The 17,616-nt window shown below is 63.8% G+C and carries 16 protein-coding genes, 1 tRNA gene and 1 other RNA gene; 17 read left to right on the top strand and 1 reads right to left on the bottom strand.

From position 1 onward, the window contains the following. The first annotated feature begins 10 nt into the window (after window positions 1–10). From ftsX to RFA01S_RS14770, 15 genes are all read left to right on the top strand, one after another. Entirely contained in the window at window positions 11–916 is a 906-nt protein-coding gene (gene ftsX / locus RFA01S_RS14840) for a permease-like cell division protein FtsX (RefSeq protein ID WP_032366335.1), read from the top strand. 83 nt (window positions 917–999) lie between these two features. Continuing rightward, window positions 1,000–1,473, top strand: coding sequence for an SsrA-binding protein SmpB (gene smpB, locus RFA01S_RS14835; protein WP_027496576.1), 474 nt, complete (start codon window positions 1,000–1,002; stop codon window positions 1,471–1,473). Further along, the gene (locus tag RFA01S_RS14830) at window positions 1,470–2,336 is read left to right on the top strand and encodes an EamA family transporter (protein WP_480434456.1); all 867 of its coding nucleotides are present in this window, start codon (window positions 1,470–1,472) and stop codon (window positions 2,334–2,336) included. The genes smpB and RFA01S_RS14830 overlap by 4 nt, the downstream gene beginning before the upstream one ends. A 31-nt stretch (window positions 2,337–2,367) precedes the next feature. Then, window positions 2,368–3,828: an SDR family NAD(P)-dependent oxidoreductase gene (locus RFA01S_RS14825; RefSeq protein ID WP_052057229.1), complete on the top strand. Its 1,461-nt coding sequence runs from the start codon at window positions 2,368–2,370 to the stop codon at window positions 3,826–3,828. 65 nt (window positions 3,829–3,893) lie between these two features. Further along, window positions 3,894–4,264, top strand: a transfer-messenger RNA (tmRNA) gene (gene ssrA / locus RFA01S_RS14820). Between the two features lie 116 nt (window positions 4,265–4,380). Beyond that, on the top strand, window positions 4,381–5,073 hold the full coding sequence (locus RFA01S_RS14815) for an alpha/beta fold hydrolase (RefSeq protein WP_032387193.1): 693 nt from the start codon (window positions 4,381–4,383) through the stop codon (window positions 5,071–5,073). Then, window positions 5,052–6,338 (top strand): NAD(P)/FAD-dependent oxidoreductase, encoded by a 1,287-nt coding sequence (locus RFA01S_RS14810; RefSeq protein ID WP_201010647.1) that lies wholly within the window; start codon window positions 5,052–5,054, stop codon window positions 6,336–6,338. The genes RFA01S_RS14815 and RFA01S_RS14810 overlap by 22 nt, the downstream gene beginning before the upstream one ends. Continuing rightward, a complete protein-coding gene (locus RFA01S_RS14805) occupies window positions 6,329–7,108 on the top strand; it encodes a DUF1365 domain-containing protein (protein WP_052057230.1) in 780 nt (259 codons plus the stop codon). Before RFA01S_RS14810 ends, RFA01S_RS14805 begins: the two co-directional genes overlap by 10 nt. After that, complete coding sequence (locus RFA01S_RS14800) at window positions 7,105–8,406, top strand: SAM-dependent methyltransferase (protein WP_032387195.1); 1,302 nt, start codon at window positions 7,105–7,107, stop codon at window positions 8,404–8,406. Before RFA01S_RS14805 ends, RFA01S_RS14800 begins: the two co-directional genes overlap by 4 nt. Then, the gene (locus RFA01S_RS14795; RefSeq protein WP_052057231.1) at window positions 8,403–9,728 is read left to right on the top strand and encodes an SAM-dependent methyltransferase; all 1,326 of its coding nucleotides are present in this window, start codon (window positions 8,403–8,405) and stop codon (window positions 9,726–9,728) included. The genes RFA01S_RS14800 and RFA01S_RS14795 overlap by 4 nt, the downstream gene beginning before the upstream one ends. Window positions 9,729–9,784: 56 nt before the next feature. Next, the gene (locus tag RFA01S_RS14790) at window positions 9,785–10,516 is read left to right on the top strand and encodes a DUF1295 domain-containing protein (protein ID WP_094695494.1); all 732 of its coding nucleotides are present in this window, start codon (window positions 9,785–9,787) and stop codon (window positions 10,514–10,516) included. A gap of 89 nt (window positions 10,517–10,605) precedes the next feature. Further along, window positions 10,606–12,246 carry a phosphoglucomutase (alpha-D-glucose-1,6-bisphosphate-dependent) gene (pgm, locus tag RFA01S_RS14785; protein WP_027496584.1) on the top strand — a complete coding sequence of 547 codons (1,641 nt, stop codon included), beginning with the start codon at window positions 10,606–10,608 and terminating at the stop codon, window positions 12,244–12,246. 77 nt (window positions 12,247–12,323) lie between these two features. After that, window positions 12,324–13,481, top strand: a complete 1,158-nt coding sequence (locus RFA01S_RS14780) for an MFS transporter (RefSeq protein ID WP_051365365.1) — start codon at window positions 12,324–12,326, stop codon at window positions 13,479–13,481. A 25-nt stretch (window positions 13,482–13,506) separates the two neighbouring features. Next, window positions 13,507–14,253 (top strand): DsbA family protein, encoded by a 747-nt coding sequence (locus tag RFA01S_RS14775; RefSeq protein WP_032366341.1) that lies wholly within the window; start codon window positions 13,507–13,509, stop codon window positions 14,251–14,253. Between the two features lie 126 nt (window positions 14,254–14,379). Next, window positions 14,380–14,452: transfer RNA gene (locus RFA01S_RS14770), tRNA-Ala, on the top strand. A gap of 114 nt (window positions 14,453–14,566) precedes the next feature. On the opposite strand, the gene RFA01S_RS14765 is transcribed toward RFA01S_RS14770, so the two are convergent. Next, window positions 14,567–14,911, bottom strand: a complete 345-nt coding sequence (locus RFA01S_RS14765; protein WP_027496587.1) for a histone-like nucleoid-structuring protein Lsr2 — start codon at window positions 14,909–14,911, stop codon at window positions 14,567–14,569. A 549-nt stretch (window positions 14,912–15,460) separates the two neighbouring features. On the opposite strand from RFA01S_RS14765, the gene RFA01S_RS14755 reads away from it, so the two are divergent. Continuing rightward, complete coding sequence (locus tag RFA01S_RS14755) at window positions 15,461–16,546, top strand: N-acetylmuramoyl-L-alanine amidase (protein ID WP_230591198.1); 1,086 nt, start codon at window positions 15,461–15,463, stop codon at window positions 16,544–16,546. 11 nt (window positions 16,547–16,557) lie between these two features. Beyond that, on the top strand, window positions 16,558–17,616 hold the full coding sequence (locus RFA01S_RS14750) for a CobW family GTP-binding protein (RefSeq protein WP_032407029.1): 1,059 nt from the start codon (window positions 16,558–16,560) through the stop codon (window positions 17,614–17,616).

The raw sequence follows: 17,616 nt of genomic DNA, 5'->3' as shown, positions 1-17,616 counted from the left end.
GGATTCCGCGATGCGCGCAAGTTTCATCTTCAGTGAGGTCTTCACCGGGCTTCGCCGCAACATCACCATGACGATCGCCATGATCTTGACGACCGCTATTTCCCTCGGTCTGTTCGGCGGCGGATTGCTCGTGGTGCAGATGGCAGGAAAGACCCAGCAGATCTTCCTCGACCGGGTGGAGGTGCAGATCTTCCTCACCGACGACATCTCTGCCACCGACGCAGATTGTGCCCAGGAGACGTGCGCTACGTTGCGCTCGGATCTCGAGAACACACCCTCCGTGGTCTCGGTGCAGTACCTCAACCGCGAGGACGCGGTGAAGGACGCGACCGAGCGAGTGTTCAAGGACCAACCCGAACTGGCCGAGTTGGTCAGTGCCGACAGTTTCCCGGCCTCGTTCAAGGTGCGTCTGAGCGACCCGGAGCGATTCGGAGTGATCAACGACAACTTCGAGAACCGTCCGGGTGTGCAGAGCGTGCTCAACCAGCGAGACCTGGTGGAGCGGTTGTTCAGCGTCCTCAACGGAGTACGCAACGCAGCGTTCGCGATTGCCACCGTGCAGGCGATCGCTGCGATCCTCCTGATCGCCAACATGGTCCAGATCGCTGCGTTCACCAGACGAACCGAGGTCGGAATCATGCGGCTGGTCGGCGCCACCCGGTGGTACACCCAGCTGCCGTTCCTCCTCGAAGCCGTGGTCGCAGCTCTGGTCGGTTCGGCGCTGGCGATTGCCGGGCTGTTCACCGCGAAGAACATGTTCATCGACGACGTCCTCTCCGACGTCTATCAAGCCAATATTCTGGCCCGGATATCGAACAGTGACGTGCTGTTGGTCTCGCCGTTCCTGGCACTCGTCGGAGTGGGAATGGCGGCGGTCACCGCCTACATCACATTGCGCCTCTACGTGCGCGAATAAATTCGGTTGCCCATCGGTTCTATGCTGGAGCGGTTGCCGACGATACGGCGTCACGCATCGAACGCTCGAGAAAGGGCCCTGCAGTGAGAGAGAAGGGCCGCAAGGCCATTGCGACCAATCGCAAGGCACGGCACAACTACTCCATACTCGACGTCGTCGAGGCCGGAGTCGCGCTCGTCGGCACCGAGGTCAAGAGCCTGCGCGACGGCAAGGCCTCCCTCGTCGACGCCTTCGCGACCGTCGACGACGGCGAGATCTGGCTGCGCGGGCTGCACATCGCGGAATACACGCTCGGAAGTTGGACCAACCACGCGCCGCGTCGAAACCGCAAACTTCTTCTCCATCGTCGCGAGATCGACCGCCTGGCCGGCAAGGTCAAAGAGGGAAACCTGACGTTGGTGCCGCTGTCGATGTACTTCTCGGACGGCAAGGTCAAGGTCGAACTGGCGTTGGCCAAGGGCAAGCAGGACTACGACAAGAGACAGTCGTTGGCCAAGCGCACCGCCGAACGCGAAGTCACCCGCGAGCTCGGGCGTCGAGTGAAGGGCATGCGCTGACCGCTGTTCTGCTCGCTCTGGTAGCTGCCGTGGGCTACGGGGTGAGCGATTTCGTCGGCGGTGTCGCGTCCCGTCGAGTCGCCGCCCTGCGGGTGGTCATCGTGTCCTACCCGCTGTCACTCGTCATCGTGTTGCTCGTCGCTCCGTTCGTCGGCGGGACCATCGAACTCCCCGCGATGCTGTGGGGCCTGGCGTCGGGTGTGGCGGGCGGCGTCGCCGTGTGGTGGTTCTATCTCGCGCTCGCGGCCGGGCCGATGGCAGTGGTGTCCCCGGTGACGGCAGTGCTGGTCGCCGGGATCCCGGTTCTGGTCGGGTTGTCGATGGGCGAGCGTCCCGGCGTCATCGCCTTCGTGGGCATCGCCGTTGCCCTGGTGGCCGTCGTGCTGGTCAGCAAAGAGTCACCGGACGAGGTGACCGGCGAGGTCGCGGGCGGCCGCGACATGAAGTTCACCCGCACCGTGGCCTGGCTGACGGTCGGGTCGGGTGTGACGTTCGCCTTCGCCTTCATCTTCCTGCATCAGATCGGTGACGGCAGTGGGCTGTGGCCCCTCGCGGCGTCCCGCGCATCGGCCACCGCCGTGGTCTGGGCCGTCGCGTTGGCATCGGGGCATTTCGCACCGCCACACGGCAGCGTGCTCAAACTTGCCGCGTTCGTCAGCGTGCTCGACGTGGTCGCCAACGCCGCGATGATCTACGCGTACGAGGGCGGTCTGCTGTCGTTGGTGAGCGTCATCGCCTCGCTGTATCCGGCTGCGACGGTGTTGCTGGCGATGGTGATGCTCGGCGAACGGGTCGGCGCACTGCAGAAGGTGGGAATGGCGTTGGCGCTCGGGGCAATCGCGATGATCGCGCTCGCGGGTTGAACTTGCCCGCGCACGGGTAATGAACCCGTTTATGACTGCTTCCGGTTCTACCTCCGATGTCCCCACGTCCGAGAACGCGTCGTCTCGGCCGCGTGTGCTGGTCACCGGTGCCACGGGATATCTGGGCGGTCGTCTGGCACCGCGTCTGCTCGACGAGGGTTACCGGGTCCGCGTGTTGGCTCGGACCCCGAGCAAGCTCGACAACGTTCCGTGGGCGGCGGATGTCGAGATCGTCCAGGGTGACCTGAGTGATCGGGAGTCACTGAAGGAGGCGCTCAGCGACGTCGACGTCATGTACTACCTGGTGCACTCGATGGGCACCGCGGGCCATTCCGATTTTGCCGACACCGAACGCGACAGCGCCGAGAACGTAGCCACCGTCGCTGCGGATTGCGGCGTCGGCCGCATCGTGTACCTCGGTGGCCTGCATCCGCCGACGGGAGAGCTGTCGCCACACCTGAAGTCACGCGCAGAGGTCGGTCGAATTCTGATCGAGTCGGGTGTCCCGACGATCGTGCTGCAGGCAGGCGTCGTCATCGGTTCCGGTTCGGCCTCGTTCGAGATGATTCGCCACCTGACCAATCGGTTGCCGGTGATGACCACCCCACGGTGGGTACACAACCGAATTCAGCCGATTGCCGTACGCGACGTGCTGCACTACCTCATCGGGGCCGCGAGCGCTCCGGTCACCGAGTCCCGCACGTACGACATCGGCGGGCCGGACGTCATGCAGTACGGCGAGATGATGAACATCTACGCCGACGTGGCCGGTCTGCGCCAGCGTCGCATCATCGTGCTGCCGGTGTTGACGCCTCGCCTGGCCGGTCACTGGATCGGGTTGGTGACGCCGATTCCGCGCGGATTGGCGATGCCGCTCATCGAATCGTTGCAGTACGACGCCGTCGGTCACGAAATGGATATCGACGCCGTCGTTCCACGTCCGGCCGAAGGCTTGACGGGCTACCGAGATTCGGTGCGGCTGGCTCTACGCAAGATCGACGACGGCGAAGTCGAGACACGGTGGACCGACGCCACCGGAACTGCGGCCCCGTCGGATCCGCTGCCCTCCGACCCCGATTGGGCTGGAGAGGTCGTCTACACCGATACCCGGGTGGCCCGAAGCAGCGCGCGTTCGAGCGCCATTCGGCCCGCGCTCGAACGATTGGCCGACGCCGAGGTGCTCACCGGTTGGCACCGTGACGCCACGGGGCCGGATGCGTCCGCCTCGGGAACCGAGCACACCACCCGGCTGAAGTCGTCACGACGGCTGCCTGGTGAGGCGTGGTTGGATCTCACGGTCGGTGGCACCGCCAAGCAGCCGACGATCGAACAGCGACTCGTGTTCTTTCCTCGCGGACTGGCCGGGCGAGCCGTGTGGTACGCGTCGTTGCCCGTACGCAGGGCCGTTGCTCGTCGAATGCTGCGGACAGTAGTGGATCGAGTCGAGTCCGACGCCGGTGCAGCCGCGGCGCAGGGACCTGCCGGCCGTTAACGGGATGAATATGGCCGATCGACGCGTTACACTGAACAGCCCGGGCACGGTGTCCGGGAACATACGGGGCTGAACGGTTTCGACTTTGTATGTTGAGTCAGGGGAAGCGTGTCGGTGCAGGCGAGAGACCACCGTAAGCGTCATCGCAACCTTATAAGCGCCGATTCCAATCAGCGCGACTACGCACTCGCTGCCTAAGTAGCGACTGCGTGTCTGTCAGTCCGGGCTTGCCCTCGGCCCGGGTACTGGCATCAGCTAGAGGGCTCACCGATTCATCCGGCCGCGGGATGATGAGGAACATCAAACAGTGGCTGGGATCGTCATCCTGACTTGTTCGCGAGATCGGGAGATCCAAGTAGAGGCATAGCGGACTGCACACGGAGAAGCCCTGGCAATGCAGCAGAGGACCCGGGTTCGATTCCCGGCAGCTCCACTGTGAAGGCCGGGCCGAGAGACTTTCTCTCGGCCCGGTCTTTTTTTGTGTCGGACACCTCACAAACACTGCTGTCGACCCGGTCCCACCCGGAGGGGGCTCGGTGCCGAATAGAGGGCATGAGCAACCAGCGGACCCCAGTTCTCTACGCGGGAAAGCGGCTGTCGTCGCCGTCGATGGTGGTATTGGTTCTGAGCGGTGGCAAGGACGTGAGTCGCGCGCGCAGCAGGCCGTGGCACCTGGCGGGGTTGAGAATGTGGCCCTTCACCTGGACGCTTCGGCGGGCCGGACGTAGCCGCGATATTTCGGTCCAACAACTGCGATATCGGTTCCGCGGCTGGAACGCCCCCGAACGGACGCCGGTAGAGGACGCGCGGTGGGCGCTGCGCCGCATTCGTGACCGCAATCCCGGAGTTCCTGTGGTTGTGGTGGGGCACTCGATGGGCGGGCGCACAGCTGCTGCGCTGATCGACGACCCGTCGATCGCGGGTGTCGTTGCGCTTGCTCCGTGGTGGCCGCAGGGTACGGAGGCCGACGGATTCGACGAGAATCGCACGCTGCTCGTGGTGCACGGAACTGCCGACCGGTGGACCGACGCGCGAACCTCCCGTCGTGCGACCGAACGCGCGATGGCGAACGGTGCCGACGCCGAATATCTCTCGGTGCCTGGAGGCCATTTCATGCTGCGTGATCCGCGCGTGTGGTCGCGCGTCACTCGTGACTTCGTTCTCCGTATCGCCGACGAGTCAAGGGCGCGAGCCGATTCGAGCGAATCCGGTGCGTCGACGGGCTGCAGGGGAGAATCGTCGTGACCCGCCGTGTTGCCGTCGTGGGTAGCGGGGTGGCCGGCCTCACGGCGGCATACGCGCTGTCCAAGAACTCGTCGGTGACGTTGTACGAGGCCGACTCTCGGCTCGGCGGCCATGCGGACACCCACTTCGTGGACGGCCCCGGTGGTCCGGTGGGCGTCGACACCGGGTTCATCGTGCACAACGACCGCACGTATCCGACGCTGCTCCGTCTGTTCGACGAGCTCGACGTGCCGACGCAGGATTCGGACATGAGCATGTCCGTTCGGTGCGACGGTTGCGGGCTCGAATACTCGGGCGGACAGGGAATGCGGGGCATTCTCGCGCAGCGGACCGCGGTCCTCCGGCCTCGCTTCGTCTCGATGCTGCTCGACGTCAAGCGTTTTCATCGTCTGGCGACCGAGCTACTCGAGCGCGAGGACGCCGCGGACACCGAGACGACGCTCGCTCAATTCTTGGAGCAGCACTCGTTCTCCGCATACTTCGAATCCCACTTCATGACACCGTTGGTGTCCGCGGTGTGGTCGTGCGATCCGGACACTGCTCTCGCCTACCCGGCTCGCTACCTGTTCACTTTTCTCCGCCACCACGGAATGCTCACCGTCACAGGATCTCCCACCTGGCGTACCGTCACCGGCGGGTCGATCGAATACGTTCGTCGGGTTGCGGAGCACATCGACGAGGTGTTGCTCGACAATCCGGTACATGCTGTCTACCGGTCCGGGGATTCGGTGCAGATCCGGGACGGCCACGACGACCTGCGCACGTTCGACGCCGCCGTGATCGCAGTCCATCCCGGTGCCGCGCTGAAGATGCTCGCGGAGCCGACTGCGCTCGAACACAGCGTTCTCGGAGCTATGCCGTATTCGGTCAATCACACTGCACTGCACACCGACTCGTCGGTGCTGCCACGAAACATCAGAGCGAGAGCGTCGTGGAACTACCACCTCCCGTCCTGTAGCGCCAAACCCGATCGAGTTCTGGTCAGCTACGACCTGACGAGGTTGCAGCGATTGGGTGACAGCGATCGAAGGATGCTGGTCACCCTCGGGGGAGCAGATCGCATCGACCCGAACACGGTGCTCGACGAGATGACCTACGAGCACCCGCAGTACACCCCCGAATCCGTCGCAGCGCAGCGACGGCTGCCCGAATTGGACACCGATACGGTGTCGTTCGCCGGGGCGTACCACGGGTGGGGATTCCATGAGGACGGTGCGTTGTCCGGAGCGCGCGCCGCGCAACGGGTGGGGGCCTCGTGGCTCTGACGTCGGTTCTGCCGAACACCCGGGCGCACGGGGCGGCGCTGTATCTCACTCGGATCGATCACGTCCGACGAGCACCGATACGAAATACGTTCTCGTACAAGAGCTACAGCTGGTTCGTCGACCTCGACGCACTTCCCGAACTGCCGCGGATCCTGCGGCCACTCGCATCATTCGATTCCCGCGACCACATGGGTGACCCTGGTGCCACCATTCGCCAGAACGTCGATGCCTTCTTGGCAGAGAGCGGAATCGATCTCGGCGGCGGTCGCATCACGATGTTGGCCAGCGCGCGGGTGTTCGGGCACACGTTCAACCCATTGACTGTGTACTGGTGTCACGACCGCGACGGAGACCTCCGCTGCGTGGTGGCCGAGGTGCACAACACCTACGGCGAGCGATACCGGTACCTGTTGGACACCGGTCGCCACGGTGAGGCACGGACTTCCAAAGAGTTCTACGTCTCACCGTTCAACGACGTCGACGGCGAGTACTCCATGCAGCTGCCCGAGCCGGACGCCACACTCCGGCTGTCGATCGTCCTCGAACGTCTCGGTCACCCTCCGTTCGTGGCGACCGTCGTCGGCCGTCGCAGCCAGGTGACGACGCGATCGATTCTTCGTACCGCACTCGAGATCCCGATGGCACCGCTGCGAGTGGTGATACAGATTCGCTGGCAAGGCATTCGGCTCTGGGCGCGGGGTCTGAAGATCGTGCAGAAACCTGCCCCTCCGGGGGCGCGGAGAGTTCAGAAGGAAGGAGCTCACAGATGACGACGGTGTCTCGAACCGATTCCGTGTCGCACCCGTCCGGCCCCGGGCCGCGCCCGCTGGTCGATCCTCGGGTCTGGCCCCAGATCGCCCACGTTCCCGGTGGCGTGAAAGTTGCGGTAGCCGCGCCCGTTGCCGACTTTCTCTTCCGTCGTGCGGTCGCGGGATTGCAGGTCCGAGTCGCGATGCCGGACGGCACAGTGCTCGGGGCCGGATCGTCCGACGCACCGTTGATGACGGTCTATCGGCCACACGACTTCGCCGCGCGCGTCGGCGACAGCGGCCTCATCGGATTCGGTGAGGCATACATGGCCGGAGACTGGGATGCCGAGGATCTCACCGCTGTGCTCGAGGTCTTCGCTCGTCGAATGGCGTCGCTGATTCCCGAGCCCTTGCAGCGACTCCGTGGGCTCTACATCCCGAAACCTCCACGGAGTGAGCGCAATACGACGAAGAACACTCGATCCAACATCTCGCGTCACTACGATCTGTCGAACGAGCTGTTCGAGCTCTTCCTCGACGAGACCATGACCTACTCGAGTGCGTTGTTCGCCGGATCGGGACCCGACGACAGCGTGGAGCTCGCCGACGCCCAGCGCCGAAAGATCGACCGGCTACTCGATCGCGCAGGCGTCGGCGAAGGAACCAGGGTCCTCGAGATCGGCACCGGATGGGGCGAGCTGGCCATTCGCGCGGCCGCTCGCGGCGCGACGGTCCGGTCGGTGACACTGTCGGTGGAGCAGCAGGAGCTCGCGCGTAAGCGTTGCGCGGCAGCGGGATACAGCGATCGAGTACAGATCGATCTCCTCGACTACCGGTTGGTGGACGGCCGATACGACGCCATCGTGTCGGTCGAGATGATCGAGGCCGTCGGTCATCAGTACTGGGCAACCTACTTCGAGACGATCGATGCACATCTGGCACCGGGCGGACGCGTGGCGATCCAGGCCATCACCATGCCGCACGACCGGATGCTGGCCACCCGCAATACGTACACGTGGGTGCACAAGTACATCTTTCCCGGCGGGTTCCTGCCGTCGGTGCGGGCCATCGAGGAGGTGACCGAGCAGCACACCTCGCTTCGGGTTCGTGAGCGCCTGTCCATGGGTGATCACTACGCGCGAACCCTGGCCCTGTGGGACAGTCGCTTCCGTGAATACCGCAGCGAGGCAGCGGATCTCGGGTTCGACGATGTATTCGCGCGAATGTGGCACTTCTACCTCTGCTATTCGGAGGCCGGATTTCGATCCGGGTACCTCGATGTTCAGCAGATCGTGCTCGATCGAAGGGACGACCGATGACCACCTCGACAAGTACCGTGGACCGGACCGATCGCAGCGTCGGTGTTGCACACCGAATTGCCGAGTTGATGGAACCCCTGGTGGGTGGCCCGCTTCCCGTCCGGCTGCAGGCGTGGGACGGATCCGTTGCCGGCGACGCCCTGGCACCGAAAGTGCTGTTGCGGAGCCCCAGCGCTCTTCGTCGATTGCTGTGGAGCCCCGGTGAACTCGGTGCTGCGCAGGCGTACGTCACCGGGGAGTTGGACGTCGACGGCGATCTTGCCGCGGCTCTCGATCATGTCTGGGGTGTGGTCCGTGAGCGCCGGCTCTCGGCAGTACGACCGGGGCCGGCATCGTTACTGCGGCTGGCGCGGCTGGCCAAGGATCTCGGCGTGTTCGGCCGCCCACTACCGCCACCCGCGTCGCAGGCCTCGGTGAAGGGGCGGCTGCACTCGTTGCTTCGCGACCGCGCTGCGATCAGCCACCATTACGACCTGTCGAACGACTTCTACGAACTGGTCCTCGATTCGCACATGGCGTACTCGTCGGCGTACTGGACCTCGAATTCGCCGGAATACACCCTCGATGATGCCCAGCGCGACAAGCTCGACCTCGTGTGCCGAAAGATCGGGCTCGACAAACGATCCGGGCAACGGTTCCTCGACGTCGGCTGTGGCTGGGGGTCTCTCAGCCTGCATGCGGCACAGGAATACGGAGCGCAGGTCGTCGGAGTGACCATCTCGCGCGAACAAAAGGCCTTCATCGACAAGCGAATCGCCGACCGAGGACTGCAGGACAACGTCGAGATCCGAATCCAGGACTACCGCGAAATTCCGGACGGGCCCTTCGACGCGGTGGCGTCGATCGAGATGGGTGAACATGTGGGGGAGGCCAATTACCCGACCTACACCGCCGCACTGCATGCCAACGTCAAGCCCGGCGGACGAGTACTGATCCAGCAGATGTCGCGAAGAGAAGGCGACAACCCCGGCGGCGGGGCATTCATCGAATCGTTCATCGCGCCCGACATGTTCATGCGCCCCGTCGGGCGGACCGTGGCCATGATCGAGGAGGCCGGACTCGAGGTTCGGGACGTCCATGCGCTTCGGGAGCATTACGTGCGGACCGTCGACGTCTGGACCGAGCGCTTCGAGTCGCGGTACGACGACGTGGTGGCGATGGTCGGGGAAGAGGTCGCGCGCGTGTGGCGGCTGTACCTGATCGGCGGGGGAATGGCATTCCGGGACAACAGGATGGGCGTCGACCAGATCTTGTCCGTTCGCCCGGTCGAGGGGTCGTCCGGGATGGAACCGGTCCGCCCGGTGTGGGTGGCCGCGCGGTGAATTGGTCCGACTTCTTCACCGTGTCACTGGCGAGTCTCGGCGGTACTGCTGTCCTGATGATCATCACCGCCCTCGTCGGTGCCCGTATCGGACGACACAATGTCGTGGATGTGACGTGGGGTGGCGGCTTCGTTCTGATCGCGCTGATCTCGGCTGCGACCGGAACCGGTGATCTGTGGCGACGACTCCTGCTGGTCGTGCTCGTCGGAGTGTGGGGGCTTCGTCTTGCGCTGCACATGGTGCAGCGCTCACGCGGACACGGTGAGGATCCGCGGTACACCGAGCTGCTGTCCAAGGCCACCGGCAACAGAACCTGGTACGCCCTGCGGAAAATCTATCTGACGCAGGCGGTTGCGCTGTGGTTCGTGTCCCTTCCACTGCAGGTATCCGCCGTCTCACACGGATCGGTTCTACCCGTCGTCGTACTCGGCGTAGTGATCTGGCTACTCGGATGGACGTTCGAGGCAGTGGGCGACGCGCAATTGAAGGCGTTCAAGGCGGACGCGTCGAACAAGGGCAAGATCATGGACCGAGGTCTGTGGTCCTGGACGCGGCATCCCAATTACTTCGGCGACTCGGCAGTGTGGTGGGGACTGTTCCTCGTCTCGGCCTCGGCGTGGCCTGGGGTGTTCACGATTCTGTCGCCTGTCGCGATGACGTACTTCTTGGTGTTCGCCACCGGGGCTCGGCTGTTGGAAAGGAGCATGGAGAAGCGTCCGGGGTATCGCGAATATCAGCAGCGAACCAGCTATTTTCTGCCACGGCCACCGAAACGGCAGAGCAAGTAGCTCGCGGGTGGGGCAGCGGCGTTAGGGTTGAACGAGAAATTCGGTTCGTCGACCGGATTCGGTTCGTTCGAGGATTGAGGAGGCGCATCGTGGCGCACGAGAGAGCTGGAACCACTGCACTGCCGGAGGATCTGGTCGATCTCTCGCAACTCGTCACGGCGTACTACTCGCGCATTCCGGACGTGTCGGAGCCGAGTCAGCAGGTCGTGTTCGGGACCTCGGGTCATCGAGGTTCGAGCCTGGATTCGGCGTTCAACGAGGCGCACATCGTCGCGACCACGCAGGCCATCGTGGAATATCGTTCCGCGCAAGGCATCACCGGGCCACTGTTCATCGGTCGAGACACCCATGCATTGTCCGAGCCCGCGTGGACGACGGCTCTGGAGGTGTTGGCAGCCAACGACGTCGACGTTCTGGTGGACTCTGGGGATCGCTACACCCCGACGCCCGCCGTCAGTCATGCCATTCTCCGGTACAACGAGTCGGGGCCGACCGCGAAAGCCGACGGCATCGTGGTCACACCGTCCCACAATCCGCCGCGTGACGGCGGGTTCAAGTACAACCCTCCGCACGGTGGACCGGCCGACAGCGATGCGACGTCGGTGATCGCTGCCCGCGCCAACGAGCTTCTCCGCGAGGGCATTACCGGAATCAAGCGCGTGACTCTCGCGCAGGCGTTCGCGGGAAGCGTCTCGCGGTACGACTTCCTCGGCACCTACGTGGACGACCTCCCGAACGTGCTCGATCTCGATGCGATCCGCGCCGCCGGAGTTCGCATCGGTGCGGATCCGCTCGGCGGTGCCAGTGTCGACTACTGGGATGCGATCGCCGAACGACACAACCTCGATCTGACCGTCGTCAATCCGTTGGTCGACGGCACGTTCCGCTTCATGACGTTGGACACGGACGGCAAGATCAGAATGGACTGCTCGTCGCCGAACGCGATGGCATCACTGATCGCAGCCCGGGATCGATTCGACATCGCCACGGGCAACGACGCCGACTCCGATCGACACGGCATCGTCACTCCCGACAGTGGTCTGATGAACCCCAATCACTACCTCGCGGTCGCGATCGACTATCTGTTCACCCACCGGCCCGGGTGGTCACCGACGGCGGCAGTCGGCAAGACGCTGGTGAGTTCCTCCATGATCGATCGCGTCGTCGCCGGTCTCGGACGAAAGCTGCTCGAGGTCCCGGTCGGGTTCAAGTGGTTCGTGCCGGGCCTGCTCGACGGCGAGCTCGGCTTCGGCGGCGAGGAGAGCGCCGGTGCCTCGTTCCTGCGGCACGACGGCCGAGTGTGGACCACAGACAAGGACGGAATCATTCTGGCGCTGTTGGCCTCGGAGATCACCGCGGTCACCGGATCGACACCGTCGCAACGCTACGCAGAATTCACAGCCGAGTACGGCGATCCGTCGTACGCCCGCGTCGACGCTCCGGCAACCAGGGAGCAGAAGGCTGTGCTCGCCAAGTTGTCGCCCGACCAGATCACCGCCACCGAATTGGCGGGGGAGCCGATCACCGCGACGCTGACCGAGGCTCCCGGAAACGGGGCCGCACTGGGAGGGCTGAAGGTGACAACGGAGAGCGCCTGGTTCGCAGCTCGTCCGTCGGGAACCGAGGACGTCTACAAGATCTACGCGGAGTCGTTCCAGGGCAAGGAACACCTCGCCGAGGTCCAGGCTGCAGCACGTGAATTGGTCTCGTCCGCTCTCGAGAGCTCGTGACCGACTCACCGACACCCGACCACGACAGCTCGGCCCCCGAGCCGGCATTCCAACCCGGAGGCAAACTCCCACCGGAGATCTGGGTACTGGTCTCGGCAGCGTTCGTCATCGCCCTCGGATTCGGCATCGTCGCGCCTGCCCTGCCGCAGTTCGCTCGAGAATTCGGCGTCGGATACACGGCCGCGTCGGCAGTGATCAGTGCCTTCGCTCTCATGCGGTTGCTGTTCGCGCCTGCGAGCGGCGCTCTGGTTCAGCGGCTCGGCGAACGACCCGTCTACCTGATCGGACTGTTGATCGTGGCGGTCTCCACCGGTGCGTGCGCTCTGGCTCAGACGTACTGGCAGCTGCTGGTGTTTCGCGGACTCGGCGGGATCGGGTCGACGATGTTCTCGGTGTCTGCTCTCGGACTGCTGATCAGAATCAGTCCACCTACCAGTAGAGGCCGCATCTCCGGGCTGTACGCGACCGCTTTCTTGCTGGGAACCATCGGTGGTCCGCTCGTCGGCGGCGCGCTCGTCGGTTTCGGTCTGCGGGTGCCGTTCGTCATCTATGCCGTGGCTCTGGTGATCGCCGCTGCCGTCGTGTACTTCACCCTCGGCAATTCCGATCTGGTCAAGCCGGAGAAGGGAACTGCGCCGCCGACGATGTCGTTGCTCGCTGCTCTGCGAATCCCGTCCTATCGGGCCGCCCTGGCGTCGAATTTCGCGAACGGATGGGCCGTGTTCGGTGTCCGGGTGGCGCTGGTGCCGTTGTTCGTCGTCGAGGCAATGCAGCGGTCCGAGGTGTTCGTCGGGATTGCTCTCACGGTGTTCGCAGTGGGTAACGCTCTGGTTCTCACCAGTGCCGGTCGCCTGTCCGACGTACGCGGACGCAAACCGTTCATGCTGGGCGGTTTGGCGGTGTGCGGCCTGGGAACGGTCGTGATGGGCTATGTCCACGATCCGGTGTTGTTCCTCGCGGTGTCGTTGATCGCCGGAATCGGATCGGGCCTGATGAGTCCTGCCCAGCAGGCCTCGGTCGCCGACGTGATCGGCTCCAAGGCGCGTGGAGGACCCGTGCTGGCTGCCTTCCAGATGGCGTCCGACGTGGGCGCTGTGATCGGCCCGATCGTGGCCGGAATGATCGTGGAACGGGTCTCGTTCGGTCCGGCTTTCGCCGTGACGGGCGCACTGCTTCTACTGGCGGGGTTGTGGTGGTCGCGCGTTCCGGACACCCTCGAGCGCGAGCGCAGCTGACGGATACGTCCGTAGTATTCGCTCTGTGAGCGAGAAGAAGACATCCAGCACGAAACACACTCCGCAGGCCTCGTCGAACACCGTGACGTACATTCTGGGCGGTATTGCATTCCTCGTGGTGGTCGCGGTCGTCGTGGTAGCGATCCTGTGGCAGCGAGGCAGCGACGCGCCCCGGAACGACGGGTACGGATCGGTCAAGAATCCCGAGGTCGAATTGTCGTTGCCGGGAGACGGTGTCGTCGTATTGGCTCGTCCGGGCGCGCAGCGCGTCATCGATATCTACGAGGACCCGATGTGCCCATTCTGCAGTGATCTCGAGGTGAAGCACGGCCAGGAATTGGCTCAGAAAATCGACGACGGCGTTGTCTCGGTCAACTACCACCTGATCAATTTCCTCGATGCGAGCTCGGCCTCGGGTGACTATTCGACGCGGGCCGTTGCGGCGTCGCACTGCGTGGCCGCCACCGAGAATGCGCGGGTCTACTCGGCTTTCCACGCCGCGCTGTTCGACCCGGAATTCCAGCCGGAGGAAGGAAGCGACTCCGACCGAACCGATGCCGAGCTGGCGGAGCTGGCAACGTCGAACGGAGCGAGCGATCTTGCGGTGGAGTGCATCACCACGGGCGCTCAGCGTGACGCAGCGGTGGCGGACGCGACGACCGGTCGGGACGCCTTGGCCGCATCGGGCGCACGCGGAACTCCGGGTGTTCTGGTGGACGGACAGGTGGTCGACGCGCTGGGCGACTCGGAATGGTTGGCTACGGTCGGCTGATCGGGGTCGAGCGCGGGGGCCCGTACCGGAGCATCGAGTACGGGCCGCACCAGCTGATTTGTTGCTGCCGCGAGCCATGGTGTAACTTCGTTCGAGCAACCGCATGAGCGGGAGCACGCAGTACTCGGGGCTATGGCGCAGCTGGTAGCGCACCACACTGGCAGTGTGGGGGTCAGGGGTTCGAGTCCCCTTAGCTCCACCGAGAAAGCAAAAGCGCCGCCCATCGGGCGGCGCTTTTGTTGTGTCTATGGCTTCGGCCACCGAATCGGCGTCTGCAGCGTGAGTCCTGAGACGCCGATTCGGAAGGCGGGAGTCAGTGAGCTGCGTCGAACGCCTGCTCCACTTCGGCGGGTATTCTTCCGCGCGCAGAAATGTTGTGGCCGTTCGCCTTCGCCCATTCTCTGATGGCTTTGGTCTGATTGGCGTCGCGCTTCGCCCCGGTGGCCGGGGAAGTCGACTTCTTCTGTCGCTTTCCACCCACCTTCGTCGAGTGCTCGATGTAATAGTCGAGCTTGCGGTGGAATTCTTTGGCGTTCTTGTCGCTCAGATCGATTTCGTAGCTGACTCCGTTGACCGAATAGGTTATGTGTTCGCCACCGGATTCGATCGGTTTTTCGTCGATGTCATCGACTAGTTGCACATAGACTTTTCTGGCCATGCTGAAGCTCTCCAATGGTGCAGGGAATGATGCGGGGGGATGTCCAGATCGAACTGTGTCGACTATACGGCCGAACAATGTGTATATCCATGCTGGCCGATCGATTGTTACCGGTTTCGCAGCATTGCCACAGAATCTGCAGATGTATTCGTCGAAACCGACGTGGCGCAGGCATTAAGTGTGTGCGCAGTGCGAGGGATCGCTGTTGCGGTGAACAAAGACAAACTGTCCGGTATTGATAGGAAATTCGTTCTCGGGGTCGGTTCGAGCCGGCGGCCGATTTCGGAGTTTCGCGGCACTGGTGTCGCCGTCGTGGGAAACATGAGAAGGCTGGGCAGATCGCAACGAATCGATCACGAAATGCACTCCTTTGGCTAACGAAATTCGATCAGGGACTCGAATGGTTCGATTTCTGGTTCACTCGAGCAGCAAGTGTCTGTTGTGACGCACGGTAGCTCCTGATGCCAATGGGAACCGCGTGGCTCGACGGCGTCCGAGGTGCCGAGAGGGGAGTGGCGCGACCGGCTCCACCGGAGCGCCCACGAGTCGATGAAATCTTCACGAACAGCCGGGTCGGCTGCGGTGACGCTGATGTGCGCAGGTCTACTGGGTGCTGGAGCGCTCGTCGGCGCACCGGCATCGGCCGACCCGTCCACGCCCGCCACCGCGCCGTCGGCGACACCCAGCACGGAATCGGCCGGACGAGAGTTGACGGGAAAGACGGTCTTCCTCGATCCGGGTCACCAGGGCACAGCTCACTCGGAGAATCTGCAACGGCAGGTCGACGACGGGCGCGGCGGTACCAAGGATTGCCAGACCACGGGCATGACCACGGTGGACGGGGTGCCGGAGCACACCATCAACTGGAAGGTCTCGGAGCTGGTTCGGTCCAGTCTGGAGAGTCTCGGTGCGACGGTGAAGACCAGCCGCGTCGACGACGCCGGATGGGGCGGGTGCGTCGACGATCGGGCTCGCGCTGCCAGCGCGTCCGGAGCCGATGTGGCCGTCAGCATTCATGCGGACTCGACGAGCACGACGACCGACACCGACAAGCACGGATTCCATCTGATCGTGCCGACACTGCCGATTCCGAATGCGGCGGCCGATGCGGCTCAGTCCGAGGGCGGGCGCTCGGCCTCGAAGCTGATGAGAGATTCCTACGTTCGCGCCGGGTTCGATCCCGCCAATTACTCGGGCGTTGTCGACGGGATCCAGGAACGATCCGACGTCGCGGGGCCCGCACTGACGACTGTTCCGTTGGTGTTCGTCGAGATGGGCAATGGTTCCAACCCGGACGACGCGGCGGTGCTCGAGGGCTCGGACGGTCAGGTGAAGCATGCGATCGCCATCTCCACCGGCATCATCGACTATCTTCTCGGAGCCGAGGCTGCCTCGTCGCCGGACGTCGCAGTTCCCACCGCCTCTGCGCCGACGCCGACGAGCGCGACTGTCCCCGCCGCTACGTCGACGTCCGTAGCGGGTCGTAGTGCCTTGTCTCGACTACTCGAAAGCGTCTCGCCGTATGTCGAATCGTTCGGTGTCGACGGGTTGAAGGGATTGGTGACCGACGAGAACGTCAGCAGCGTCTCCACCTTCGCTCGAGGCCTCCTGAATCGAATTCTCGCCGCCCGGTAGTCTCGACCGGCGTGGCGCGTCGACGAATTCCGGTGGTAATCGTTGCCGGCTTTCTGGGTGCAGGCAAGACCACTCTGCTCAATCATCTGTTGCGCAACGATGCGGGAATTCGGATCGGCGTCGTGGTCAACGATTTCGGTGCGATCAACATCGATTCCATGCTCGTTGCAGGACAGGTCGATTCGATGGTGTCACTGGGCAACGGATGCATCTGCTGTGCGGTGGACATCAGTGACATGGACGCGATGTTCGATACGCTGGCACACCGCCGTTCGGCCATAGACGTGATCGTGGTGGAGGCCAGCGGATTGGCGGAGCCACGGAATCTCATTCGAATGGTGCGCGGCAGTGAGAACGAGTTCATCGTGTACGGCGGATTGGTGGGAGTCGTCGACGCGGTCGAATTCGCGGTTACCCGCACCCTGCATCCCGAAATCGATCAGCATCTGCAATTGGCGGATCTGGTGGTACTGAACAAGTCCGACGCCGTCGAGGATTCGGAGCGCTCTGCGGTGGTGTCGACGGTTCGGTCCATTGTCGGCGACGTCCCTGTCGCAGCTGTGTCGTTCGGACGCGTCGATCCTCTGTTGTTGTTCGACCGGCCCCAGAACGGGCCGGTCGAATCCGCACTACCCGTGCAGTTGTCCTTCGACGAACTTCTGCGTGAGCACCTCGACGACGACAGCTGCCACGAGCACGGACACCACCGACACCTGCATGCGCAGTACTCGCATACCGAGTTCGTCAGCACAGCAGCGATGGAGCCGCGTCGGCTGATCGAATTTCTGGAGAACCCGACCGGAAACCTCTACCGCATCAAGGGTGTCGTGCATTTCGACCTGCCGGGACACCAGCAGAAGTTCATCGTGCAGACGGTAGGGCGACACATCCGGTTCGAGAGTGCAGCGTGGTCACGGCGTGAAGCCCAGCAGACATCACTGGTGCTGATCGGCACCGAACTCGATGCGGACGCGGTCGAACATCGACTGCGGGCCTGCGTGCGCGGCCCTGACGACGCAGTCGACGCCTCGGCCATGTTGCCGGTCCATCGATACCTCGAGCCGGCGTAG

Origin of the sequence: Rhodococcoides fascians NBRC 12155 = LMG 3623 (assembly GCF_001894785.1) — a bacterium.
Lineage (GTDB): Bacteria > Actinomycetota > Actinomycetes > Mycobacteriales > Mycobacteriaceae > Rhodococcoides > Rhodococcoides fascians.
The sequence above is the reverse complement of the archived record's forward strand: the minus strand, read 5'-3'. Positions and strand labels throughout refer to the sequence as shown.